Origin of the sequence: Streptomyces sp. enrichment culture, assembly GCF_964272895.1 — a bacterium.
Classification (GTDB): Bacteria; Actinomycetota; Actinomycetes; order Streptomycetales; family Streptomycetaceae; genus Streptomyces.
In genome coordinates this window covers 708,930-733,613 of the sequence record NZ_OZ186832.1, presented here as the reverse complement: position 1 = coordinate 733,613, position 24,684 = coordinate 708,930, and the positions used below count along the sequence as shown (strand labels likewise).

Genomic DNA, 24,684 nt, shown 5'->3' with positions numbered 1-24,684 from the left:
CGGCGCCGAGGGGCACGGCGTGCATTCCCAATTTCTGGAACACGTTCTACGGTGTGCGCCGTCAGGAACGGCCCAGCGGGAGCCTGGAGGCGCCGTGCATCTCGACCACACCCCCGAGCAGCTGCGACTGCGGAGCGAACTGCGCGCGTACTTCGCCGGGCTGCTGCCCGACGACGCCCACTCCCGGCACACCGACCCGGCCGCCCAGAAGCGCTTCTACCGCGAGACGATCCGCCGCCTCGGGAGCGACGGCTGGCTGGGGGTGGGGTGGCCGAAGGAGTACGGCGGCCGCGGCCTGACCCCGACGGAGCAGTTCGTGTTCTTCGACGAGGCCGCCCAGGCCGGCGTCCCGCTCCCGCTGATGGCCCTGAACACCGTCGGCCCCACGATCATGCGGTACGGCACCGAGGAGCAGAAGGCGTACTTCCTGCCCCGCATCCTCGCCGGCGAGATCGACTTCGCCATCGGCTACAGCGAGCCCGACGCGGGCACGGACCTGGCGGCGCTGAAGACGCGGGCGGTGCGCGACGGCGACCACTACGTGGTGAACGGCCACAAGATCTGGACCACCAACGGCGACACCGCCGACTGGGTGTGGCTCGCCGTGCGCACCGACCCCGACGCCCCCGCCCACCGCGGCATCACCATGCTGCTGGTACCGACCTCCGACCCCGGCTACTCCTGCACCCTGATCAGGACCCTCGCCGGCCACGACACCACCGCCAGCTACTACGACGACATCCGCGTCCCCGTCTCCCACCGGGTCGGCGCCGAGAACCAGGGCTGGCGGCTGATCACCAACCAGCTCAACCACGAACGCGTCACCCTCGCCGCCCACGGCACCATGGCGGTCCGCGCCCTGCACGACGTCCAGCGCTGGGCGGCCGGCACCAAGCTCGCCGACGGGCGCCGCGTGATCGACCTGCCCTGGGTCCGCCGCCGCCTCGCACAGACGCACACCCGCCTCGACGCTCTCCGGCTCCTCAACTGGCAGATGGTCGGCGCTCTCCAGAACGGCACCCTCACCCCCGAGGACGCCTCCGCCGTCAAGGTCTACGGCTCCGAGGCCCGCCGCGACGCCTACGCCTGGCTCCTGGAGATCACCGCCGCCCCCGGCGCCCTCCAGGAAGGCTCCGCCGGAGCGATCCTCCAGGGTGAACTGGAGCGCGGCTACCGCTCCGCCGTCATCTTCACCTTCGGCGGCGGCAACAACGAGATCCAGCGCGAGATCATCTCCTGGATCGGCCTGGGCATGCCCCGAGTGCGGCGCTAGGCGGTGTCTCGCCGATCAGGCCGGCTCCCGGCGCCCGGCACCGCGATCACGGCGAGCCGACCTGCTCGGCGATGAGCCGCCGGTAGTTCGGGCACCGGGTGACGTCCTCGTGCTCGCAGCTCAGGCCGCCCTCGAGGAGCTCCAGCGAGGCTCGGGCCGCGGCGATCCTCGACCGCAGGTCCTCGGCCTCGGCGCGCAGGATCTCGTGCCGGGTGGCCCGGTCGACCGCGCCGGACAGGCTCCTGATGGTGTCCAGACCGAGGCCGGCCTTCTTGAGCAGGAGGATCGTCGCCACACGGGTGACGTCGTCCGCCCCGTAGCGGCGGCGTCCGTTCGCGTCCCGCGCCGGATGCAGCAGGCCCATCGACTCCCAGTGCCGCAGCACATGCGTGGCCAGTCCGAACCGTGCCGCGAGGGCGCCGATGCTCATCGCGCTCTCGGCGCTGTCCGCGCTTGACTTCATGCCGACATTAAGTCGCACGCTGGCGTGCATGTCCAACCACCAGGAAGCGGTGGCGAAACACCGCGACACCGAAGCCCTGCTCGCCGTCCTCGACACCGCGGACCGGATGCCGAGCGCCGCTCGACTCCGGGAACGCTCCTACACCTTGCTGTCTCTCACGCCGGGCTCGACCGTCGTGGACGTCGGCTGCGGCGCCGGACGCGCCGTCGCCGAGCTGGCCGAACGCGGCGTCCACGCGGTCGGCGTGGACCCCGACCCATGGATGCTGGCCGCCGCCCGGGAACGGTGGCCGGCGGCCGAGTTCCGGGAAGCCGGGGCGGAGGACCTGCCGTTCGCCGACGGCAGCGTGCGCGGCTACCGTGCCGACAAGGTCTTCCACGTCCTGCGCGAGCCGCAGCGCGCGGTGGCCGAAGCGCGGCGCGTCCTGTGTCCGGGCGGCAGGATCGTCCTGACCGGGCAGGACTGGGACGCCATCATGATCGACTCCGACGACGCGGCGCTCACCCGCACGATCGTGCACGCCCGCGCCGACCTCCTGGGCGCGCCCCGCGCCGGCCGCGCCTACCGCAACCTGCTCCTGGACGGCGGCTTCGACGAGGTGACCGTCGAGGTGCACACCACCGTCTTCACCGATCCGGCGATGCTGCCGCTGCTCACCAGGCTCACCGAACCGGCCTGCGCGGGCGGCGCGATCGACCGTGACCGTGCCGACGCGTGGCTCGCCGAACAGCGCCGACGAGCCGACGCCGACCGCCTCCTGATCGCCCTGCCCTTCTTCGTGGCCGCCGCCTCCGCCTGGGCCGTGTCCGCAAAGTCCAGCCCTCCGGGCGGACGACGGGACTTTGCGGACACGACCTAGCGGCTGCCCGGCCGCCCCTTCATCAGGTCGGCCGCCTTCTCCGCCGCCATCACCGTGGGCGCGTTGGTGTTGCCGCGCGGCACCGACGGGAACACGGAGGCGTCCACGACCCGCAGCCCCGCCACGTCGTACACGCGCAGCTCGGGGTCGACCACCGTGCCGATGGCACAGGAGGAGGTCGGGTGGTACAGCGTCTGCCCGGAGCGCCGCGCCCAGGCGAGCAGGTCGGCGTCGGAGGCGGAGGCCGCCGGTGTGTCGCCGAACGGGCCCGTGACGAGGTCGGCCACCGCCGGCTGCCGCGCGATCTCCAGCGCGATCCGGACGCCGGCGACCAGCGCCTCGCGGTCCTCGGCCGTCGTCAGGTAGTTGTGCACGATCCGCGGCGCGGCGTCCGGGCGCGGCGAGCGCAGCGCCACCGCACCCCGGCTGGTCGGCGCGAGCACACACGGCCCGAAGGCGAGCCCGTGCTCGGTGGCCGCGCCGAGCCCTTCCTGGTGGAAGAGCACGGGCGCGGCGTGGAACTGCAGGTCCGGCGCGTCCAGCCGGTCACGGCTGCGGAAGAACCCGCCGGCCTCACCGAGGTTGGAGGTCAGCGGCCCGCGTCCCTCGCGCTGGAGCAGCGCCGCGTTCTCCGCCGTCGCCGCGCCGAGCAGCGACTCCACGCCGGTCCGGAAGTTCAGCAGCGCCATGTAGTGGTCCTGCAGCCCCTGGCCGACCGGCAGATCACGGACCACGTCGATGCCGAACGCGGTGAGGGCGGCGGCCGGGCCGATGCCGGACAGCATCAGCAGCTTCGGCGACTCGTAGGCGCCCGCGGACAGCACGACCTCCCGCTCGGCGCGTACGACCTCCAGGGTGCCGCCCCGCTCCACCTCCACGCCCGTCGCCCGGCCCCCCTCCAGCACCACGCGGTGCGCGCGGGTGGCGGACAGCACGGTGAGGTTGGGCCGCTCGAGCGCCGGGTGCAGATAGGCCACGGCGGTGCTGCACCGCAGACCGCCGCGCTGGGTGAGCTGGTAGCGCCCGACGCCGAACTGTGTCTCGCCGTTGAAGTCGTCGTTGGGCTTGAACCCGGCCTGCACGGCGGCCTGCACGAACGCCGACGCCAGCGGATGCTCCGAACGCCCGTCGCTGACCGTCAGCGGCCCGCCCGCTCCGTGGAACTCGTCCTCACCGCGCTCGTTGTCCTCCGCCCGCCGGAAGTACGGCAGGACGTCGGCATAGCCCCAGCCGGTCGCCCCGGCCGCCGCCCAGCCGTCGTAGTCGGCCCGGCTGCCCCGGATGTAGATCATGGCGTTGAGGGAGCTGCACCCGCCGAACACCTTGCCCCGCGGCAGATAGGCCCGCCGCCCGTCGAGTCCCGGCTCGGGGTCGGAGTCGAGGTCCCAGTCGAGGCCGGACTTGAACAACTGCGGGAACGCGGCCGGGACATGGATCTCCTGCGCGGTGTCGGGGCCGCCCGCCTCGATCAGCGCCACCCGCACGTCCGGGTCCTCCGACAGCCGTGCCGCCAGCACACAGCCCGCCGAACCGGCGCCGACGACGACGTAGTCGTACTCGCTCATGCCAACTCCCCTGATCGACAAGGTACTTCTACGGTCGCGCCGGGTCTTGGGGCGCGGGAAGGACCGGGATCGCCGAGGCCGCGCACCATGGCCGCACAGCCCGCCGCCCCCCTGCCGGTGGCTCGCGCCCCTCGCCGCCGCACGCCGGGCCGTGGTCTTCGAGGCGGTGTCCTCGACCGGCCCCTCACCCGGCCGCTCGCCATCCTTCTCGCAGGCCGCCGCCCCGTCCACGGGCCATGGACGCCCGCCCGCCGGAACCGGCCGATTCCCCGCCGCACATGACCGCGGTCGGCCCGCGCCGTGTGCCCCGTGCCCGCGTCCTGGCAGCCGGTGCCCGCGCCCCCGGCAACCCGGTGCCTCAGCCCTGGGAGCACGGTGCCCGCGCCCCGGCGGCCGGTGACCGGTGACGGCCGTGGGCCGGGCCGGGTCCGGCGACGGCGTAGAAAGGCTCGATCTCACCCCCGCCCCGCGCCCCGATCTTGACGTCCCGACCGCGCGTCCCCGCCCCGCGTCCCGACGCGGCGTTCCGACCGCGCACGCCCATGACAAGGCGCGCCGCATGATGACCGGGTGCCCGCGGGGGCGTACGCCTAGGCGGCGTGCGGTGGTGGCCCGCCCGGCAGGCCCTGCTCGGCCCAGATGACCTTGCCCTCCCGGCCGTGCCGCGTCCCCCAGCGCTCGGCGAGCTGGGCGACCAGCAGCAGCCCCCGGCCGCCCTCGTCGTAGGTGCGGGCGCGGCGCAGATGCGGGGAGGTGCTGCTGGCGTCGAAGACCTCGCAGGTGAGGGTGGACTGGAGGATGAGCCGCAGCCGGACGGGGCCCTTGCCGTAGCGGATGGCGTTGGTCACCAGCTCGCTGACCATCAGCTCCGTCGTGAACGACAGCTCCTCAAGCCCCCATTCGGCCAGCTTGTCGTCCGTGAACCGGCGCGCCCCGGAGACGGCCACGGGGTCCGACGGCAGCTCCAGCGTGGCCACATGGCCGGGGTCGAGCGCCCGGGTCCGGGCGACCAGCAGGGCGACGTCGTCGGCGGGGCGGCTGGGCAGCAGCGCGGTCAGCACCCGGTCGCAGACCGCGTCGGGCGCGTCGGGCGCGTGGGCGAGGGCATCGCCGAGCAGCGCGCGTGCGGTGTCCACGTCGCGGGTACGGCTCTCCAGCAGGCCGTCGGTGAACAGGGTGAGCACCGTGCCCTCCGGCAGCTCGAACTGGGCCGTCTCGAAGGGCAGTCCGCCCAGCCCCAGCGGCGGCCCGATCGGGATCTCCGGGAAGTCCACCGACCTCGACACGCCCGCAGCGGAGCCCGGCGCCAGGGGGGTTGCCACCGCCGGGGCCACATGCCCGGCGCTGGCCAGCGAGCACACGCGCGAGACGGGGTCGTAGACGGCGTACAGACAGGTGGCGCTGGTCTCGCCGTCCTCATGGGCCTCCTCGCGCTGGAGGCGGATGACCACGTCGTCCAGGTGCGTGAGCAACTCGTCCGGCATCAGATCGATGTCGGCGAAGGCCCGCACCGCCGTGCGCAGCCGCCCCATGGTGGCGGCGGCGTGCAGCCCGCGCCCCACGACGTCGCCCACCACGAGCGCCACCCGCGCCCCGGACAGCGGGATCACGTCGTACCAGTCGCCGCCTACGCCCGCACGGGACCCGCTGGGCAGATAGCGGGACGCCGTGTCCACCGCGGACTGCGCCACCGCCCGTCGCGGCAGCAGGCTGCGCTGAAGGGTCAGCGCGGTGGAGCGCTCCTGGGTGTAGCGGCGGGCGTTGTCGATGGACACCGCCGCACGGGCCGCTATCTCCTGGGCCAGCTGGAGATCGTCCTCGTCGAAGGGGGCCGCCGTGCGATGGCGGAAGAACTGGGCGAGGCCCAGCGTGCTGCCGCGGGCCTGGAGCGGCAGCAGCAGCGCCGAGTGGATGCCGCCCTGCAAGGTCTCGCCGTCCGGGCTCCGCCGCAGCGCGGGCCGTCCGGTGGCGAGCGCGCGGGCCGCCTCGGACAGCGGGGGGTAGGTGTGCGTGCTGCCCGTGGCGACGGTGGAGTCGGGCAGGCCGCCCGGCACCGAGCACTGGGCGATGCGGCGCAACGCCGGCGCGGGCGCCCCGTCCTCCTGGAGGACGGACTCGAACAGGTCGACGGTGACCAGGTCGGCGAAGTCCTCGGTGCCCACGTCCGCCAGTTCCTGCGCGGTGCGGGCGGTGTCCAGCGTGGTGCCGATCCGCCGGCTGGCCTCGTGCGTCAGCATCAGCCGCCGCTGCAACCGGCGGTCGCGCTCCTCCTGGTAGGCGGCGACGACCTCCTCCGAGCCGCGGTCGACGTACTCGAAACCGGTGGAGATCAGCCGTTCCCCGGCGGCGTTGATCAGCCCCCAGTCGTCGGTGAGCCGCGCCGCCTCGGCCTGGATCAGCTGGAGCAGGGCCACATGACCCAGCCGGTAGGCCCGCAGCAGCTTGCTGACCGGCACACCCCGGCGGGCGAATCTGCGGGCCACCTCCACGGCGACGGGAGGCGTCTCGATCCGGCCCGGTTCGAGGCCGTGCTCCAGCACCTTCAGAAAGGCGGTCACATGCGCGGCCGTCTCCTCCACGGCCAGCGGGGTGAGGTCCTCGTCCCCCCACAGCTCGGGCAGCTCGCCGCGCAGCCGCTCGAGCAGCGCGTCGGCCGATTCGTTCGCCCGCGGCCCGAGCGAGCGTGCCAGGCGACGCAGGAAGGCGTCGACATCGGTCCCCATACCCGCAACGTACCCAAGCCCCTGGCTACGCGCCCGCCCGGCAGGGCACCGGGGGACACCGCGGAACCCGGCCCGGTCTCGTCAGGAACGGCCCCTCCCCGGCACACCCCCCGTATGGCGGACACGACGACGGCGGACCCAGGGCTGTTCGGCCCCCACTCCGTCACCTGGCAGTGCCACGGCGACCCCATGATGTGGATCGCCGGGGTGCGGGCGCTCTACCTCCAGGCGCTGCACCCCCGCGCGCTGCGCGGCGTCACACAGAACAGCACTGCGTTCGATCGCCGCAAGAGCGGCCGGGGCGAGGCATGGGGCCGGCTGATGCGCACCGCGCACTTCGTCGGCACCACGACGTACGGCACGACGGACGCCGCCGAGAAGGCGGGCGCCCGCGTCCGCCGGATCCACACCCTGCTCCGGGCGACCGACCCCGGCACCGGCGAGCGGTACCGCGTCGACGAGCCGGACCTGCTCCTGTGGGTCCACTGCGCCGAGATCGACTCCTATCTGCACGTCCTGCGCCGCTCCGGCTACCCCCTCACCGACGCCCAGGCCGACCGCTACATCCGCGAACACCGCGTCAGCGCCCGCCTGGTGGGCCTGGACCCGGCCGCGGTGCCCGCCGACCGGGCCGAACTGGCCGCCTACTTCGAGCGGGTCCGCCCGCACCTCGCCGCCGGACGGGAGGCCCGTGACGTCGACGACTTCCTGTGCCGCCCGCCCGTCCACCCCCTCCTCGTACCGCTGCGCGCCGTGCTGTGGCGCCCCGTCGCCCACCTGGCCTACGCCTCCCTGCCGTCGTACGCCCACGCGCTGTACGGCAGACCGGCTCCCGCGCCCGCGCAGGTCACCCGCCGGCTGCGCGTCACGGGGGCCCTGCTGCGCCGGATCCCCGCCCGGGTGCGCTGGCAGCTGCCGCCGAAGCACATCCTGCGCGCCATGGCCCGGCTGGGCCCCGGCGCCCGCCCGACCCCGCGCAGACTCGCCCCGTAGACCGGCGGTGCGCGCTCCGAAGGCCCCAAGGCCCTCAAGGCCCGGAAGGCACCGAAGGTCCCGCGGACGCCCGGCCGCCCTCTGGCCGACCGTGATCACCGCGTGCTACGAAGAACCATGTCCGCACTCGAGGAAGCCCCCGCAGCCCGCTCCTACGACGCCGTGATCGTCGGCGGCGGTCACAACGGCCTGGTCGCGGCCGCCTATCTGGCCCGCGCCGGACGCTCCGTGCTGGTGCTGGAACGGCTCGGCCGCACCGGCGGCGCGGCGGTGTCCACCCGCCCGTTCGCCGGCGTCGACGCCCGGCTGTCGCGCTACTCCTACCTGGTCAGCCTGCTCCCCGAGAAGATCGTCCGGGACCTCGGCCTGCGGTTCGAGCTCCGCACCCGCGCCATCTCCTCGTACACCCCCGTCGAGCGCGGCGGGCGGCCCACGGGGCTGCTCGTCGGCGGGGGCGAGCGGCGCACCCGGGAGGCGTTCGCCCGGCTGACCGGCGGCGAACGCGAGTACGAGGCATGGCGGCGGTTCTACGACATGACGGGCCGCGTGGCCCGCGCGGTGTTCCCGACGCTCACCGAACCGCTGCCCACGCGCGCCCAGCTGCGCCGCAGGATCGACGACGAGGGGGCCTGGCGCGCCCTGTTCGAGGAGCCGATCGGTGTCGCGATCGAGGAGCGTTTCACCGACGACCTGGTCCGGGGCGTCGTCCTCACCGACGCCCTGATCGGCACCTTCGCCGACGCCCACGACCCCGGTCTGGCCCAGAACCGCTGCTTCCTCTACCACGTCATCGGCGGCGGCACCGGCGCCTGGGACGTGCCCGTCGGCGGTATGGGAGCCCTCACCGACGCGCTGGCCGCGGCCGCGCGGGAGGCCGGGGCCGTGATCGCCACCGGTCACGAGGCGGTACGGGTCGACACGGACGGCCGCAGCGCCGAGGTGACCTACCGCACGGCCGACGGCGAGGGCACGGCCGCCGCCCGGCACGTCCTCGTGGGCGCCTCCCCGCGGGCGCTCGCCCAGCTGACCGGCGCCGCGCCGCCCGCGCCCGCCGAGGGCGCCCAGCTGAAGGTGAACATGCTGCTCAAGCGGCTGCCCAGGCTGCGCGACCGGGACGTCGACCCGCGCGAGGCGTTCTCCGGCACCTTCCACATCGCCGAGGGCTACGAGCAGCTCGCCGCCGCCCACGCGCGGGCCGCCGCCGGTGAGCTGCCCGACGCCCCGCCCTCGGAGATCTACTGCCATTCCCTGACCGACCCGACCATCCTGGGTCCGGACCTGGTCGAGCGCGGCCACCAGACGCTCACCCTCTTCGGTCTGCACACCCCGGCCCGCCTGTTCGAGCGGGACAACGACGGCGTACGGGAGGAGCTGCTGAAACTCACCCTCGCCCAGCTCGACGCCCATCTCGCCGAACCGCTCGCCGACTGTCTGGCCACCGACGCCGACGGACGGCCCTGCATCGAGGCGAAGACCCCGCTCGACCTGGAGCGCGACCTCGGGCTGCCCGGCGGCAACATCTTCCACCGGGAGCTGTCGTGGCCCTACGCGCAGGAGGGCACCGGCCGCTGGGGCGTGGAGACCGAGCACCCCAACGTGCTGCTGTGCGGGGCGGGCGCGGTGCGCGGGGGAGGGGTGAGCGGGGTGCCGGGGCACAACGCGGCGATGGCGGTGCTGGAGGCGGGGGACGGCTGAGGCCGTTTACGCCTCGGGAACCGCTGGGTACTGCGGGCAGGGACGGCAGACCGTACGTCTCCCAGGGAGGCTCCCATGGCCGACCTCAGCCCCACCGACCTGCAGAAAGCCCTCAAGGGGATGAGCTACCCGACGGACAAGAAGCACCTGGTCGAAAAGGCCCGCCAGAACCACGCCGACGACAAGGTCGTCCGCAGCCTCGACGGTCTCAAGGAGGACCGCTTCGACGGGCCCAACGAGGTGCAGAAGGCGGTCTTCAAGGGCTGAGCCCCGACGACCGCCCGCGCCGCCCACGCCGCGCTCAGTCGGCCGACGCGCTCCAGCCCGTGGCTGTGATCCGCGCCCGGTCGGCCGGGCGCGCCTCGTCGAAGAGGACGTCGTCCGCCGTCTGCACGCGCAGCCCGTCGACATAGGCGCCCCGGCCGACGTACAGCCGGTCCGTGGTGTACCGCCAGCGCAGCACGAGCTGCCGCTCGGCGGGCAGTGCGGCCGTCAGCCGGTGCCAGACGCGCCCCGACCAGCCGGAGACGGCACCGGAGGGGTGCTCCCCGTCCGGGCGGTCGGTGGCGAACGGCACCGGAACCCAGGTCGCCCCGCCGTCCGCCGAGCCCTCCAGCCGCAGCACGTCCGCCTGCGGCTCGGTGTCCCACCACAGCGCGCAGCGCAGCGACGCCCCGCCGCCGGAGGTGTCCAGCGCGGGCAGCGCGAGCGTGGCCGTGGTCGCGCTCGCCATCCCGGAGAACCAGGCGGTACGACCGTGCCGTGGGCGCACCGGGACGGCCCGCGCCAGGTTGTTCGCGGCGGCGACCCGCGGCGCCGAACCGGAACGCCAGCCGCGCACGGGGTGCACCGAGTTGCCGAGCACGATCAGGAAGGAGTCGGTCGTCGGGTCGAGCACCAGCGAGGTGCCGGTGAAGCCGGTGTGCCCCGCGGTGCGCGGGGTGGCCATCGCGCCCATGTACCAGTGCTGGTAGAGCTCGAAGCCGAGTCCGTGCTCGTCGCCGGGGAAGGCGGTGTTGAAGTCGGTGAACATCAGCTCCACCGACTCCGGCCGCAGAATCCGCGCCCGGCCGTAGGAGCCGCCGTTGAGCAGGGTCCGGCCCAGGACCGCCAGGTCCCACGCGTCGGAGAACACACCCGCGTGCCCGGCCACCCCGCCGAGGCTGAACGCGTTCTCGTCGTGCACCTCGCCCCACACCAGCCCCCGGTCCAGCCCCGACCAGGGCCTGCGCGCCACCTCGGTGGCCGCGATGCGCGGCTTCCAGGAGGCGGGCGGGTTGAAACGGGTGCTGCGCATGCCGAGCGGGGCGGTGATCTCCTCGTGCAGCAGGGCGTCCAGCGTGCGGCCGGTGATGCGCTCCAGGACCAGCTGGAGGGAGATCAGGTTGAGGTCCGAGTAGAGGTAGCGGGTGCCGGGCGGGTTGACCGGCGCCTCGTTCCAGACGAGCCGCAGCTTCTCCTCGTACGTCGGTGCGCTGTACAGCGGGATCCAGGCGCGGAACCCCGAGGTGTGGGTGAGGAGTTGGCGTACGGTGATGTCCTGCTTGCCCGCGGCGCCGAACTCCGGCAGGTACGAGGCGACGGTCGCCTCCAGCTCCAGTGTGCCCCGCTCGATCTGCTGGACGGCGAGGATCGAGGTGAACAGCTTGGACACCGAGGCGAGGTCGAAGACGGTGTCCTCGGCCATGTCGATCTGCCGCTCGGGCGGGAACTCGACGCCGGTGTCGGTCGTGGCGTCGTAGTCGGCGTAGCGCACCGCCTTGCCGATCGGCCGGTGCAGGGCCACGGTGCCGCCGCGGCCGGCGAGCAGCACCGCGCCCGCGTACCAGGGGCGCCGGGGGGAGGGGGCGAGGAACGCCTCGGCGTCGGCGACGAGTCGGCCGAGCGGGCCGGGGAGCAGACCCGCGCGCTCGGGGGAGCCGTGCCGCAGGGTGGGCCGGCCGCCGCCCTGCCCGGCCGCCGTGGCCGGGGCCGCGGGGAGGGGCGCCAGGGTGAGGGCGCCGCCGAGGACCAGGGCGCCACGGCCGAGTTGACGTCTGGTCAGTCCGCCTTCTCGCGCACCTTCCGTCACCACAGGTCCCTCCCGTCGAGCCGCCCGGATGTCGTCGCCAGTATGTCCACCGAACGCCGTCCCTGAGTCCGTCCCGACACCGCCATAAATCTGACGGACTGTCAGTTCAGCTCTTCCGTCCTCCGTTCGGCTCCGGCATGCTGCGCGCATGCAGACGGAGCTGAGCCAGCAGCTGGGAATCGAGCACGCCGTCTTCGGCTTCACGCCGTTCCCCGCCGTCGCCGCGGCCATCAGCCGGGCCGGCGGCCTCGGCGTGCTCGGCGCGGTCCGCTACACGGCCCCCGACGACCTCAGGCGCGACCTGGACTGGATCGACGCGCACGCCGGCGGCAGGCCCTACGGCCTGGACGTCGTCATGCCCGCGAAGAAGGTGGAGGGCGTCACCGAGGCCGACGTCGAGGCGATGATCCCGCAGGAGCACCGGCGGTTCGTCGCCGACACCCTCGCCCGCCACGGCGTGCCCGAGCTGCCCGACGGAGAGGCAGCGGGCTGGCGGATCACCGGCTGGATGGAGCAGGTGGCCCGCACCCAGCTCGACGTCGCCTTCGACCACCCCATCCGGCTGCTCGCGGGCGCCCTCGGCTCGCCGCCCGCCGACGTCGTCGCCCGCGCCCACGACCGCGGCGTGCTGGTCGCCGCCCTCGCGGGCTCGGCCCGGCACGCGGTCAAGCACCGGGAGGCCGGGATCGACATCGTCGTCGCCCAGGGCTACGAGGCGGGCGGCCACACCGGCGAGATCGCCACCATGGTGCTCACCCCCGAAGTCGTCGACGCCGTCGCCCCGTTGCCCGTCCTCGCGGCGGGCGGCATCGGCAGCGGACGGCAGGCGGCGGCCGCGCTCGCCCTCGGCGCGCAGGGCGTGTGGCTCGGCTCGGTCTGGCTCACCACCACCGAGGCCGACCTGCACTCGCCCGCCCTGACCCGCAAGCTCCTCGCCGCCGGCTCCGGCGACACCGTGCGCTCCCGCGCCCTCACCGGCAAGCCCGCCCGCCAGCTGCGCACCGCCTGGACCGACGCCTGGGACGACCCGGCCGGACCCGGCGCCCTGCCCATGCCATTGCAGGGGCTGCTGGTGGCCGAAGCGGTGTCCCGCATCCAGAAGTACGAGGTCGAACCCCTCCTCGGCACCCCCGTCGGCCAGATCGTCGGCCGTATGAACAGCGAACGCAGCGTCCGGGCCGTCTTCGACGACCTCACCCGCGGCTTCGAACAGGCCGTGCACCGCCTGAACCGCATCGCAGGAAGGAGCGAACGGTGACGACCCCCGTCGGCTTCTGGGCCCAGGCCACCCAAGACCCCGCCAGGACGGTCCTCGTCGCCCCCGACGGCGAGCAGTGGACCGCCGGACGGCTGCACGCCGCCGCCAACCGGCTCGTCCACGGACTGCGGGCCGCGGGAATGGAACGCGGCGACGCCTTCGCCGTCGTGCTGCCCAACGGCCCTGAATTCCTCACCGCGTATCTGGCCGCCCAGCAGGCCGGGTTCTATCTCGTGCCGGTCAACCACCACCTGGTCGGCCCCGAGATCGCCTGGATCGTCGCCGACTCCGGCGCCAAGGTGCTGATCACCCACCAGAGGTTCGCCGACGCGGCACGCCGGGCGGCCGACGAGGCCGGGCTGCCCGCCGCCCGCCGGCACTGCGTCGGCACGGCCGAGGGCTTGCGGCCGTACGCCGAACTCCTCGACGGGCAACCGGAGTCACCCCCGGCCGACCGCACCCTCGGCTGGGTCATGAACTACACCTCCGGCACCACCGGCCGCCCCCGCGGCATCCGCCGCCCCCTGCCCGGCACACTCCCCGAGGAGGCCCATCTCGGCGGCTTCCTCGGCATCTTCGGCATCCGCCCCTTCGACGACGACGTCCACCTGGTGTGCTCGCCGCTCTACCACACGGCCGTCCTGCAGTTCGCGGGCGCCTCGCTCCACATAGGCCACCGCCTGGTGCTGATGGACAAGTGGACGCCCGAGGAGATGCTCCGCCTGATCGACCGGGAGCGATGCACCCACACCCATATGGTCCCCACCCAGTTCCACCGTCTGCTCGCCCTCCCGGCGGACGTCCGCGCCCGCTACGACGTCTCCTCCCTGCGGCACGCCGTCCACGGCGCCGCCCCCTGCCCCGACCACGTCAAACGCGCCATGATCGAGTGGTGGGGGACCTGTGTGGAGGAGTACTACGCGGCCAGCGAGGGCGGCGGCGCCTTCGCCACCGCCGAGGACTGGCTGAAGAAGCCCGGCACCGTCGGCAAGGCGTGGCCCATCAGTGAACTCGCCGTCTTCGACGACGACGGCAACCGCCTGCCGCCCGGGCACGTGGGCACGGTGTACATGAAGATGAACACCGGCGGATTCTCGTACCACAGGGACGACGACAAGACCCGCAGGAACCGCATCGGCGACTTCTTCACCGTCGGCGACCTCGGCCTGCTCGACGAGGACGGCTATCTCTTCCTCCGCGACCGCAAGATCGACATGATCATCTCCGGTGGCGTCAACATCTACCCCGCCGAGATCGAGTCCGCCCTCCTGGCCCACCCCGCCGTCGCCGACGCCGCCGCCTTCGGCATCCCGCACGACGACTGGGGCGAGGAGGTCAAGGCGGTCGTCGAACCCGCCCCCGGCCACACCCCCGGACCCGGCCTCGCCGCCGCCCTGCTCGCCCACTGCGCCGAACACCTCGCCGGGTACAAGCGGCCCCGCAGCGTCGACTTCATCGCCGAGATGCCCCGCGACCCCAACGGCAAGCTGTACAAACGGCGGTTGCGGGACCCGTACTGGGAAGGCCGGGACCGCTCCGTCTGACCGGCCGGGGACCGGCTGCTCGCGCGGGCCGCCGCGGCCCCGCCGAAGCGGTGCCGCGACGGCCCGTGCACGGCCGCGCCGTCCGAGAGGTCCCGGGCCGGGCTCAGCGCCGCTCGCGGACCACGACCACCTTCAGGGCCGCAGAGGCCAGGATGTCCTTCTCGCAGAACCGCGACCTCACCCACCGCTGACCCGAGAACAGCCGCGTCTGGTCGCTGTAGTGCGGCGAGTTCGGGTTCGAGGACTGGGAGTACGCCAGGACCGTCCGGGCCACCGGGCACCGGCTGCCGTCCCAGCCCACCGCCTGGATGTAACTCGAACCGGTGGTGACCTCGGTGTAGCCGCCGCCGGCCGCGTCCCACACCGGCTCGATCTTGTTCCACACGCCCAGCGCCTCGGTACCGCCCGGCACCGGCAGGCGCCGCCCGTTCCGTACGACGAACTGGTGCGCCCCGAGCGGGGAGTCCAGGGCGATGCCGGCCGCCCGCAGCTCGGCCACCGCGTCCGCGAGGGCCGTCGCGAAACCGGGCGCCGAGGTGTCGGGCGTGTGCGGCGTGCCCACCGGGTCGGCAGCCGAGAACGGCACCTTCCACAGCTGCGCGGCCGGGACCCGGGCCGTGAACCTGCGCCAGAACCGGTCGAAGAGCAGGGCACCCCGGCTCGCGGTGTCCGTCGTCCGGTCCCAGGAGGCCAGCACCCGGCACGCCTCCGACACGTCGACCGCACGGCCGTCGCTGCCCGTCGCCGTCCCGCCGGGCAGGGCGGCGCACGCCGTCGCGGCCTCGTCGGCCGCCAGGTCACCCGCGGGCGCCCGGTCGGCGTACTGCTGCTCCTGGAGGTCGGTGACCGTCAGCCCGCCCCGCCCGGCGAGGGACGCCACGTCCTGGAGCGCGCCGCGGGTGCGCAGCGAGCGCTGGGTGCCGACGGTGCCGAAGACCCGCTCGTACCCCGTCAGCGGCCGGTCGGCGTTGGCCAGCCAGGCGCTGTCGTTGGAGTTCTCCGCGTACGGCGCGTCCCGCAGCGTCGGCATGCGGGCGGGCCCGAAGATGCCCGGCCGCACGGCGTCGGGGTCGCTGCCGAGCGCGCAGTCGCCGCGTGAGCCGTCCAGGACCGCCAGTCCGGCGGAGGGGTAGGTGACCCGGCCCAGCGGGGTGGAGCAGCGCCGCGCCAGCTCGTCGGTGATGCGCGGCAGCACCTGGGACTGGGTGAACAGGGTGTGCCCGCCGGAGTCCGCGGCGATGGTGTTCACCCACGGCAGGCCCTGGGTGCGGCGCAGGGCGTCCAGGACGTCACCCGTGTCGCGCGCCGTGCTGAAGCCGAGAGCGGTGTCGGCGGCCCGCAGATTGTCGGCGTTCGGGTCGTTGACCGCGTACGCCGTGCTCGTCGTCCACGGCAGCGGCACGGAGGCGCCGAGGCCGGTCACGACCGGCCCGTACCGCGTCCACCACTGGGTCCGTACCACCGTGGCACCGTCCGGGAGCGGGACGCTGACGGTCCGTCGGGTCATCGGCTCCGGGTGGCCGTCGACCAGGTAGACGGTGGGGTCGGACGGGTCGAGGGTCAGCTGGTGCAGGTTGAGGGTGACGCCGGTGGCGACGGTGTGGCTCCACGCCACATGGGCGTTGTGGCCGATGGAGACCGTGGGCGAGCCGAGCAGGGAGCCGCCGGAGACGTTCAGTTCGCCGGGGATCGTCTGCTGCGACTGCCAGAAGCGGCGGCCGCCCTGCCACGGGTAGTGCGGGTTGCCGAGGAGCAGGCCGCGGCCGTTCGCGGTGGTCGCCCCGCTGAAGGCGACCGCGTTGGAGCCCATGTCGGCGCTGTCCGCGGCGAACAGCTCGCGGGCCGCGCGGGCGGTACCGGCCGCGTCCGGCGAGGACGGGGCGGCCGGGGCGGCCCCCGTGCCCGGCGGGCGGGCGGCCGTGATGCCGTCCACGGCCCTCCCCTGACCGCCGAGGACGGCGAGGGCATGGGCGCGGGCCGCCACGTCCAGCGGCGTGATCGGGCGCACCCAGGGGGCGTCCGCGCACGCCGGGTCGGTGATCCTGTTCCGCTTCAGCCAGGCGTTGTACCCGGCCGCGTAGCCCCGCATCAGCTCCCGTGCGGCGCGGCTCGGCGCGGCGGGCCCGCGCTCGGCGAGCAGCCGCTCGACCGTGCCGGCCTCCCGCACCCCGCGGAAGTACAGATCGCTGGAGAGGTTCCGGCTCGCCGAGGACAGCGAGAAGTCGGGTGCCGCGTCCGGCCCGAAGAACCGGGACCGCTCACCGCGCACGGTGACGAACCCGTCGGCCAGCGTGCACACCTGGTCGGCGGCCTGCGCCCACCCCGTGCCGAAGCCGAGCCCGGCGTGGTCGCGGGCGACGATGTGCGGAATGCCGTACTCGGTGTAGCGGATGACGGCCGAGAGGCCACCGGACGAAGGACGTTCCTGACGCGACTGCCCCTGGGCCGCGGCCGCCGGAAGCGTGGACGCGGCGGTGACCAGGGCGACGGCCGTGACCACCAGCCGTCTCACACGGGTACGCAAGGGTGCCTCCCAACGTCGTCGGGGGAAGGAGCGGTTGAGCGTACCAACTGGTCCGTATGGGAGGGGGCGGGATGCTTGACCTTCGTGGGCGGCGGGCCGAGGATCCTGTGCCATGACGCCCGGACACGGCAGCACGGTCGACGGGGTGCTGCGCCGCAGCGCCCGCCGCACCCCGGCACGGACCGCGGTCGAACACCGCGACCGCACCTGGACGTACGAGCAGCTCGACGACGCCGTCTCGCGCGCGGCCTCCCTCCTGCGCGCCGAGGGCCTGGCCCCCGGCGACCGGGTCGCCGCCTACGGCCACAACTCCGACGCCTATCTGATCGCCTTCCTGGCCTGCGCCCGCGCCGGGTTGGTGCATGTGCCGGTCAACCAGAACCTCACCGGTGACGAACTGGCCTATCTCCTCGGCCAGTCCGGCAGCTCCCTGGTCCTCGCCGACCCCGGTCTGGCGGACCGCGTCACCGACGGCGTACGGACGCTCCCGCTGCGGGACTGCGAGGACTCACTGCTCGCCCGGCTGCCCCAGGCGCCCCCGTACGACGGTCCCGAACCGCGGAGCGAGGACCTCCTCCAGCTGCTGTACACCTCCGGCACCACGGCCCGGCCCAAGGGCGCGATGATGACGCACCGGGCGCTGGTGCACGCCTACCTGAGCGCCATCACCGCCCTCGACCTCAGCGCCGGCGACCGCCCCGTACACGCGCTGCCGCTGTACCACTCGGCCCAGATGCATGTGTTCCTGCTGCCCTATCTGGCGGTCGGGGCGACAAACGTGATCCTGGACGGCCCGGACGGCGACACCCTCTTCGATCTCATCGAAACGGGCCGCGCGGACAGCCTGTTCGCCCCGCCGACGGTGTGGATCGGGCTGTCCGGCCGGCCCGACTTCGCCACCCGTGACCTGGGCGGGCTGCGCAAGGCGTACTACGGCGCCTCGATCATGCCGGTGCCGGTCCTGGAGCGGCTGCGCGAGCGCCTGCCGAAGCTGGCCTTCTACAACTGCTTCGGGCAGAGCGAGATCGGTCCGCTCGCCACCGTGCTGGGCCCCGAGGAGCACAAGGACCGCCCCGCCTCCTGCGGCCGCCCCGTCCTCTTCGTCGACGCGCGGGTCGTCGACGAGCACGGCAAGGACGTCCCCGACGGCACGCCCGGTGAGATCGTCTACCGCTCACCGCAGCTGTGCGAGGGCTACTGGGACAAGCCCGAGGAGACCGAGGAGGCGTTCCGCGACGGCTGGTTCCGCTCCGGCGACCTGGCCGTGCGCGACGCCGACGGCTACCTCACGATCGTCGACCGCGTGAAGGACGTCATCAACTCCGGTGGCGTACTGGTCGCCTCCCGCCAGGTCGAGGACGTGCTGTACACGCACGGGGCCGTGGCCGAGGCCGCCGTGATCGGCCTTCCGGACGAGAAGTGGATCGAGGCCGTCACCGCGGTGGTGGTGCCCCGCGCCGAGGTGACGGAGGAGGACCTGATCGCCCACGCCCGCGAACGCCTCCCGTCCTTCAAGGCGCCCAAGCGCGTGGTGTTCGTCGACGCCCTGCCCCGCAACGCCAGCGGCAAGATCCTGAAACGGGAGCTGCGGGACCGCCTCGCCTGATCACTTCGGCCGTTCGTCCACGATCCGGCGGATCTTGCCCACCGACCGCTCCAGGGTCTCCGGGTCGACGATCTCCACCGCGACCGACACCCCGATGCCGTCCTTCACGGCGGCGGCGATCGCACGGGCGGCCGCCTCCCTGTCCTGCGGGAGCGCGTCCGGGCGGGCCTCCGCGCGGACCGTGAGCGCGTCCAGGCGGCCCTCGCGGGTGAGGCGGAGCTGGAAGTGCGGGGCGACGGCCGGGGTGCGCAGGACGATCTCCTCGATCTGGGTCGGGAACAGGTTCACCCCGCGCAGGATCACCATGTCGTCGCTGCGTCCGGTCACCTTGCGCATCCGGCGGAAGACGCGCGCGGTGCCCGGCAGCAGCCGGGTGAGATCGCGGGTGCGGTACCGCACGACCGGCATGGCCTGCTTGGTGAGCGAGGTGAAGACCAGCTCACCCTCCTCGCCCTCCGGCAGCACCTCGCCGGTGACCGGGTCGACGATCTCCGGGTAGAAGTGGTCCTCCCAGATGTGCAGCCCGTCCTTCGTCTCCACGCACTCCTGCGCGACCCCGGGGCCGATCACCTCCGACAGGCCGTAGATGTCGACCGCGTCGATCGCGCACCGCTCCTCGATCTCCCGCCGCATCTCCTCCGTCCACGGCTCGGCACCGAAGACGCCGACCTCCAGCGAGGTGGAGCGCGGGTCGACGCCCTGGCGTTCGAACTCGTCCAGCAGGGTCAGCATGTAGGAGGGCGTCACCATGACGATCCGCGGCTTCAGGTCCTGGATCAGCTGCACCTGACGTGACGTCATCCCGCCGGAGGCCGGGACGACCGTACAGCCCAGGCGCTCGGCTCCGTAGTGGGCGCCGAGGCCGCCGGTGAACAGGCCGTATCCGTAGGCGACATGGACCGTGTCGCCGGGCCGGCCGCCCGCCGCGCGGATCGAACGGGCCACCATGTCCGACCACATCGACAGATCGTCGTCGGTGTAGCCGACCACCGTCGGCCGGCCGGTCGTACCGCTGGAGGCGTGGATCCGGCGGATCCGCTCGCGCGGCACCGCGAACATCCCGTACGGGTAGTTCTCGCGCAGGTCCGCCTTGGTGGTGAACGGAAAGCGGGCGAGGTCGGCGAGCGAGCGGCAGTCGTCGGGGTGGACGCCCGCCTTGTCGAACGCCTCCCGATAGAACGGCACGTTCGCGTACGCGTGCCGCAACGAGGCGCGCAGCCGCTCCCGTTGCAGCGCCCGCAGCTCGTCCGGGTCCAGGCGCTCTCCCGCGTCCAGCAGCTCCGTCGTGTCCGCCATGGGGACGTCTCCCTCACCAACCGCAGCAATCCGGGCGACCGATCATTCGGTCGAGGTGTTGTGGATCAGTAATCCAGGCCGCCGGGGGCGAGGCAAGGGGGCGGCGCCGACTTTCTCGGCCGGGCCCCCGCCCCAGGGGCCCGCTGTGCCGGCGCCCGGACGGCCGCTCGGCCGCGCCGCCGTTACTCCATTGCGGCCCCGGACGCCGTACGTCCATGATCGGCCGTATGCCGACCTTCACCGCCCCCGACGGGACCGTGCTCGCCCATCACTCGCTCGGCGACCGGGGCGAGCCCCTCGTCGTCCTGCCCGGAGGGCCGATGCTGGCCTCGTCCTACCTCGGTGACCTCGGCGGGCTCGCCGCGCACCGGCGGCTGGCCCTGCTCGACCTGCGCGGCACCGGCGACTCCGCCGTGCCCGCGGACCCGGCGACGTACCGCTGCGACCGGCAGGTGGACGACGTCGAGGCGCTGCGGGCCTACCTCGGCCTGGAGCGGATCGACCTCCTCGGGCACTCGGCGGGCGCGAGCCTGGCCATGCTCTACGCCGCCCGGTACCCGGCGAGGGTGCGGCGGATGGCGCTGATCACCGCCATCCCCAGGGCGCTCGGCATGGCCGCCACGCCCGAGGAGCGGCTGGCGGCGGCCCGGCTGCGCGAGGGCGAGCCGTGGTTCGCCACGGCCTTCCCCGCGTTCCAGAAGTGGCTCGGCGGTGGGGACTTCGACGACGCCGTCCTGCCCTTCTTCTACGGCCGCTGGGACGAGACCGCCGCCGCACACGCCGCGGCCGACGACGGGGACACCGAGGAGGCCGCCGAGATCTACCTCTCCGAGGGCGCCTGGGACCCGCCCGCGACCCGCGCCGCGCTCGCCACGCTGACCGCCCCCGTCCTCGTGTACGCGGGTGAACTCGACGGCGGCCCCCGCCCGGAGCTGGCCCGCCGCGCGGCAGAGGTCTTCTTGGACGCGGAGTTCGTGGTGCAGCCGGGCGCCGGGCACTATCCGTGGCTGGACGACGGCCCGGCGTTCGCTCGGCGTGTGGCCGCGTTCTTCGAGGGGGAGGCCGGCTGAGAGGGCGACGAGGGCACGGCCGCCGGGGAAGGCGCCGCCGCCCGCGGCCCGTACGCCCTCATGAAGCGGTCCCGGAAACGGTCCATGCCCCACACCGGCGCGTCCTTCGCCGGCCTGAGCCCCTTCGTCCAGCCCCAGTCGGCGATGCGGTCCAGGACCCGGGGATCGCGGGCGACAAGCGTCACCGGCACGTCCTTGCTGGGGCTGCCCGCCGTGACGGTGGGCACGGGCTGGTGGTCGCCGAGGAAGACGAGCACGGTGTCGTCGTCGCCGTAGCGCTCCAGCCAGCCGGTCAGGCTGCGCAGGGAGTACTCGACGGCCCGCCGGTACTCGGTGCGCACACCGGCCGGGTCCTTCCAGACGTCCTCGGGGTCCTTGCCCTGCGCCTTGATGCCGTGGAACACCGATCCGTCGCCCAGGTCCTCCCAGTCGATCATCCGGGCGAGCGGCGCCCACGGGTTGTGGCTGGACGCGAGGATGATCTCCGCCATGATCGGCTCGCGGTCCGCGCGGCCGTGCTCCAGGCGTTCGAACGCCTCCAGGCTGAACTGGTCCGGCACCGGCGTCCAGCTGAAGTAGGGGCCGCGGTAACCGAGGTGCTCGGAGTCGTAGACGTGGTCGAGCCCGAAGAACTTCCCCTCCGGCCAGGCGCGCCGCACACCGGGCACGATGCCGACGGTGCGCCAGGCGCCGGCCTTGCGGAAGTAGCCGGTCAGTGTCATGCGGTCGCTGTTCGTCAGGGTCCGGTACCGCTGCTGGTTCTTGATCCACAGCCCGGACAGGAACGTGGAGTGCGCCAGCCAGCTGCCCGCCCCCGTCACCGGTGAGCGCAGCCAGCCGCTGCGCGCCCGGAACCCGGCCGCCTCCAGGGTCCGCTCGCCCTCCGCCAGCACCGCGCCGACCGGGCCCGCCATGTCCGGGTCCTCCAGGGCGGTGCGGCCGTAGCTCTCGATGAAGGTGAACAGCACGTCCTTGCCGCGCAGCCCGGTCAGCAGCCGGTCGGGCGGGGTCGCGGCGAACGCGTCCACGGCCGCCTGCTCCTCGAAGACACGGGCGTCCCGCAGACCCGCGCGCACCATCTCGACACGGTTGCCGAGCCACGAGGAGGTCCCCCTGGTCGCCACCGGGACACCGGCGACCTGCACACCGAAGGTCACACAGACGATCCAGGCGGTGCCGAGCACCAGCGTCGTACGGACCGCCAGGGGACGGTGACGATGCATCGACGCCGTGAGCCGGACCGTCGCCAGCGTCGTCAGCACCGGCACGACGGCGGCCAGCGCCAGGACACCCGCCACGATCAGCACCTGGCCGGTGCGTCCGAAGGACTCGCCCAGGAAGTCCACGGCGTAGTCCAGCAGTATCCAGTCCAGGACGAGGTCGAAGGGGCGGGCCAGGGTCTGGTAGAAGCCCATGTCCAGGCACTTCAGGACGGTGAGCAGCCCGAGGAGCACCCCCGTCGCGGCCGCCGTGATCCGCCGCGGCCGGGGCGGCAGCACCAGCAGCACGCCCGCCAGCAGCACGCCCTCCGCGGGGATGCGGAGGAACGTGCCGGCCGAGAGGGCGTCGAGGCGGTTGGGCAGCAGCAGCGCCGCCGACACCAGGGCGCCCGCCAGGAGGGTCGTGCCGACCCTGACACCACGCGCGGTGCGCGGATGCCGGAGCAGCCGGCCGAACCGACCCGGCGCCCGCTCCGCGCCCTCGTCCGCCTCACCCTCGGGGGCTTCGGGCGGCCGGCTGGGGCGGGTGGAGAGCGACACGTGCGAGTCCTTCCGGGCGGCCGTACGAGGGCAGGGCGAAGCAGAGGCTGCGCCCTCCAGTACGTCCGTACGTCACGCGTCGTTCAACCGCGCCGCACCCCGATTCACCCGTCCGCCCGGCCACACCACCGACCGGTGCACGCCGCCTGAACCCGCCCCGTGCCCGATTCACCCGTCCGCTCGGCCTCATCCACCGACCGGTGCACCCGTCTCAGCCCGCCCCGTGCCCGATTCACCCGTCCGCTCGGCCTCGCCCACCGACCGCTGCACCCCGTCTCAGCCCGCCCCGTCCCCCGACTCGCCCGTCCGCTCGGCCTCGCCCACCGACCGCTGCACCCCGTCTCAGCCCGCCCCGTCCCCCGACTCGCCCGTGCGTGCCGCCGCCACCTCCCGTGCCCACCGGTAGTCCGCCTTCCCGCTGGGCGAGCGCCGCACGGCGTCGGTGATCACCAGGTGCCGGGGGACCTTGTACCCGGCCAGATGGGTGCGGCAGTGGGCCTGGATGTCCGCCAGGGACGGCCGCGCCGCGCCCTCGCGCAGCTGCACCACGGCCGCCACACGGTTGCCCCAGGTCGCGTCCGGCACGCCCGCCACGAGCGCGTCGTACACATCGGGGTGGGACTTCAGGGCCTGCTCGACCTCCTCCGGGTACACCTTCTCGCCCCCGGTGTTGATGCACTGCGAGCCCCGCCCGAGGACGGTGACGACACCCTCCTCGTCGACGGTGGCCATGTCCCCGAGCAGCACCCAGCGCTCGCCGTCCCGCTCGAAGAAGGTCTCGGCGGTCTTCGCGGGGTCGTTGTAGTAGCCGAGCGGGACATGGCCGCGCTGGGCGATCCGGCCGGGGACGCCCACCGGCACCGGCTCGCGCGTGACCGGGTCGACCACCCGCGTACGGGAGTTGACGCGGATGCGGAACCCGCGCGCGGGCCCGGAGTCGGGGGTGGCGGTGCCGTTGAAGCCGGACTCCGAGGAGCCGAAGTTGTTCAGGAGCATCGCCTGCGGCACCAGCTCCAGGAACTGCCGCCGCACCGTCTCCGACATGATCGCCCCCGAGGAGGACACGCTGAACAGGGACGAGCAGTCGGTGCCCTTCAGAGGCCCGGACAGCGCGTCGATCAGCGGCCGCAGCATCGCGTCGCCCACCAGCGAGAGGCTGGTCACCCGCTCCCTCTCGATGGTGCGCAGCACCTCCTCGGGCACGAACTTGCGGTGCAGCACGACCCGTTGGCCGAAGTTGAAGCCGATGAACGCGGTCAGTGTCGAGGTGCCGTGCATCAGCGGGGGAGTGGGGAAGAACGTGATGCCGTAGCCGCTCGCCGCGACCCGCTCGGCCAGTTCCTCGGGCCGCTTCACCGGCTCCCCGGTCGGCGCCCCGCCGCCCAGTGCCGCGAAGAACAGATCCTCCTGACGCCACATCACCCCCTTGGGCATCCCGGTGGTGCCCCCGGTGCAGATGATGAACTGATCGTCCCCCGACCGGTCCCCGAACCCGCGCTCCGGCGACCCCGCCGCCTCGGCCTGGGTGAACGCCACCGCGTCCACCGCCCCCGAGCCCGCCCCCACCTCCACCAGATGCCGGACCCCAGGCGCGCGCGGCAGCGCCTGCGCCACCCGCTCACCGAACTCCGCGTCGAAGACGACGGCCACCAGATCGGTGTCCCGATAGAGATAGGCCAACTCCTCGGCCACATACCGGTAGTTGACATTGACCGGCACGATCCGCGCCTTCAGGCACCCCAGTACCGTCTGCAGATACTCCACCCCGTTGTACAGGTGCAGCCCCAGGTGCTCGCCGGGCCGGATGCCGCTGTCGAGCAGATGGTGGCCGATCCGGGAGGCCGCCGCGTCCAGTTGCGCGTACGTCAGCCGCCGCTCGGCCCCGGTCCCCGGATGGTCGACGTACACCAGTGCCTCGCGGTCCGGCACCACGTCGGCGACCGACTCGAACAGGTCGGCAAGGTTGTACTCCACCGCTCCTCCT

Annotated in this window: 17 protein-coding genes; 9 read left to right on the top strand and 8 right to left on the bottom strand. The window is 73.7% G+C overall.

The features are described from left to right. Positions 1–94 precede the first annotated feature (94 nt). The gene (locus ACSU6M_RS03255; RefSeq protein ID WP_437066843.1) at positions 95–1,273 is read left to right on the top strand and encodes an acyl-CoA dehydrogenase family protein; all 1,179 of its coding nucleotides are present in this window, start codon (positions 95–97) and stop codon (positions 1,271–1,273) included. Between the two features lie 46 nt (positions 1,274–1,319). Here the strand turns inward: ACSU6M_RS03255 and ACSU6M_RS03250 are convergent, their stop codons facing one another. Continuing rightward, entirely contained in the window at positions 1,320–1,736 is a 417-nt protein-coding gene (locus ACSU6M_RS03250; protein ID WP_437066842.1) for a MerR family transcriptional regulator, read from the bottom strand. Between the two features lie 28 nt (positions 1,737–1,764). Between ACSU6M_RS03250 and ACSU6M_RS03245 the strand changes: the two genes are divergently transcribed. After that, positions 1,765–2,595, top strand: coding sequence for a methyltransferase domain-containing protein (locus tag ACSU6M_RS03245; RefSeq protein WP_437066840.1), 831 nt, complete (start codon positions 1,765–1,767; stop codon positions 2,593–2,595). Here ACSU6M_RS03245 and ACSU6M_RS03240 read toward each other — a convergent pair. Together ACSU6M_RS03240 and ACSU6M_RS03235 are read right to left on the bottom strand one after the other, a co-directional pair. Further along, positions 2,592–4,160, bottom strand: a complete 1,569-nt coding sequence (locus ACSU6M_RS03240) for a GMC family oxidoreductase (RefSeq protein ID WP_437066838.1) — start codon at positions 4,158–4,160, stop codon at positions 2,592–2,594. The genes ACSU6M_RS03245 and ACSU6M_RS03240 overlap by 4 nt on opposite strands. A 590-nt stretch (positions 4,161–4,750) precedes the next feature. Further along, positions 4,751–6,883 (bottom strand): ATP-binding SpoIIE family protein phosphatase, encoded by a 2,133-nt coding sequence (locus ACSU6M_RS03235; RefSeq protein WP_437066837.1) that lies wholly within the window; start codon positions 6,881–6,883, stop codon positions 4,751–4,753. Positions 6,884–6,997: 114 nt separating this feature from the next. On the opposite strand from ACSU6M_RS03235, the gene ACSU6M_RS03230 reads away from it, so the two are divergent. The 3 genes from ACSU6M_RS03230 to ACSU6M_RS03220 all read left to right on the top strand — a co-directional run bounded on the left by ACSU6M_RS03230 (position 6,998) and on the right by ACSU6M_RS03220 (position 9,838). After that, a complete protein-coding gene (locus ACSU6M_RS03230; RefSeq protein ID WP_437066835.1) occupies positions 6,998–7,876 on the top strand; it encodes an oxygenase MpaB family protein in 879 nt (292 codons plus the stop codon). Between the two features lie 117 nt (positions 7,877–7,993). Next, entirely contained in the window at positions 7,994–9,571 is a 1,578-nt protein-coding gene (locus tag ACSU6M_RS03225) for a phytoene desaturase family protein (RefSeq protein ID WP_437066834.1), read from the top strand. 75 nt (positions 9,572–9,646) lie between these two features. Beyond that, positions 9,647–9,838, top strand: a complete 192-nt coding sequence (locus ACSU6M_RS03220) for a DUF2795 domain-containing protein (RefSeq protein WP_437066833.1) — start codon at positions 9,647–9,649, stop codon at positions 9,836–9,838. A gap of 34 nt (positions 9,839–9,872) precedes the next feature. On the opposite strand, the gene ACSU6M_RS03215 is transcribed toward ACSU6M_RS03220, so the two are convergent. Next, the gene (locus ACSU6M_RS03215) at positions 9,873–11,645 is read right to left on the bottom strand and encodes a serine hydrolase (RefSeq protein ID WP_437066831.1); all 1,773 of its coding nucleotides are present in this window, start codon (positions 11,643–11,645) and stop codon (positions 9,873–9,875) included. A gap of 145 nt (positions 11,646–11,790) precedes the next feature. Between ACSU6M_RS03215 and ACSU6M_RS03210 the strand changes: the two genes are divergently transcribed. Then, complete coding sequence (locus tag ACSU6M_RS03210; RefSeq protein ID WP_437066829.1) at positions 11,791–12,900, top strand: NAD(P)H-dependent flavin oxidoreductase; 1,110 nt, start codon at positions 11,791–11,793, stop codon at positions 12,898–12,900. After that, entirely contained in the window at positions 12,897–14,444 is a 1,548-nt protein-coding gene (locus ACSU6M_RS03205; protein ID WP_437066827.1) for an acyl-CoA synthetase, read from the top strand. Before ACSU6M_RS03210 ends, ACSU6M_RS03205 begins: the two co-directional genes overlap by 4 nt. Positions 14,445–14,547: 103 nt before the next feature. Here ACSU6M_RS03205 and ACSU6M_RS03200 read toward each other — a convergent pair whose 3' ends face one another. Continuing rightward, positions 14,548–16,968, bottom strand: coding sequence for a penicillin acylase family protein (locus tag ACSU6M_RS03200; RefSeq protein ID WP_437066825.1), 2,421 nt, complete (start codon positions 16,966–16,968; stop codon positions 14,548–14,550). Between the two features lie 112 nt (positions 16,969–17,080). Between ACSU6M_RS03200 and ACSU6M_RS03195 the strand changes: the two genes are divergently transcribed. Beyond that, complete coding sequence (locus ACSU6M_RS03195) at positions 17,081–18,574, top strand: acyl-CoA synthetase (protein WP_437066824.1); 1,494 nt, start codon at positions 17,081–17,083, stop codon at positions 18,572–18,574. Here the strand turns inward: ACSU6M_RS03195 and paaK are convergent, their stop codons facing one another. Continuing rightward, positions 18,575–19,870, bottom strand: coding sequence for a phenylacetate--CoA ligase PaaK (gene paaK / locus ACSU6M_RS03190; protein WP_437066822.1), 1,296 nt, complete (start codon positions 19,868–19,870; stop codon positions 18,575–18,577). It abuts the gene before it with no gap. Positions 19,871–20,097: 227 nt separating this feature from the next. On the opposite strand from paaK, the gene ACSU6M_RS03185 reads away from it, so the two are divergent. Beyond that, positions 20,098–20,940, top strand: a complete 843-nt coding sequence (locus ACSU6M_RS03185; RefSeq protein ID WP_437066821.1) for an alpha/beta fold hydrolase — start codon at positions 20,098–20,100, stop codon at positions 20,938–20,940. On the opposite strand, the gene ACSU6M_RS03180 is transcribed toward ACSU6M_RS03185, so the two are convergent. After that, the gene (locus ACSU6M_RS03180) at positions 20,868–22,760 is read right to left on the bottom strand and encodes a sulfatase (protein ID WP_437074990.1); all 1,893 of its coding nucleotides are present in this window, start codon (positions 22,758–22,760) and stop codon (positions 20,868–20,870) included. The genes ACSU6M_RS03185 and ACSU6M_RS03180 overlap by 73 nt on opposite strands. Positions 22,761–23,042: 282 nt before the next feature. Then, positions 23,043–24,674, bottom strand: a complete 1,632-nt coding sequence (locus tag ACSU6M_RS03175; RefSeq protein ID WP_437066820.1) for an acyl-CoA synthetase — start codon at positions 24,672–24,674, stop codon at positions 23,043–23,045. Positions 24,675–24,684: the final 10 nt, after the last annotated feature.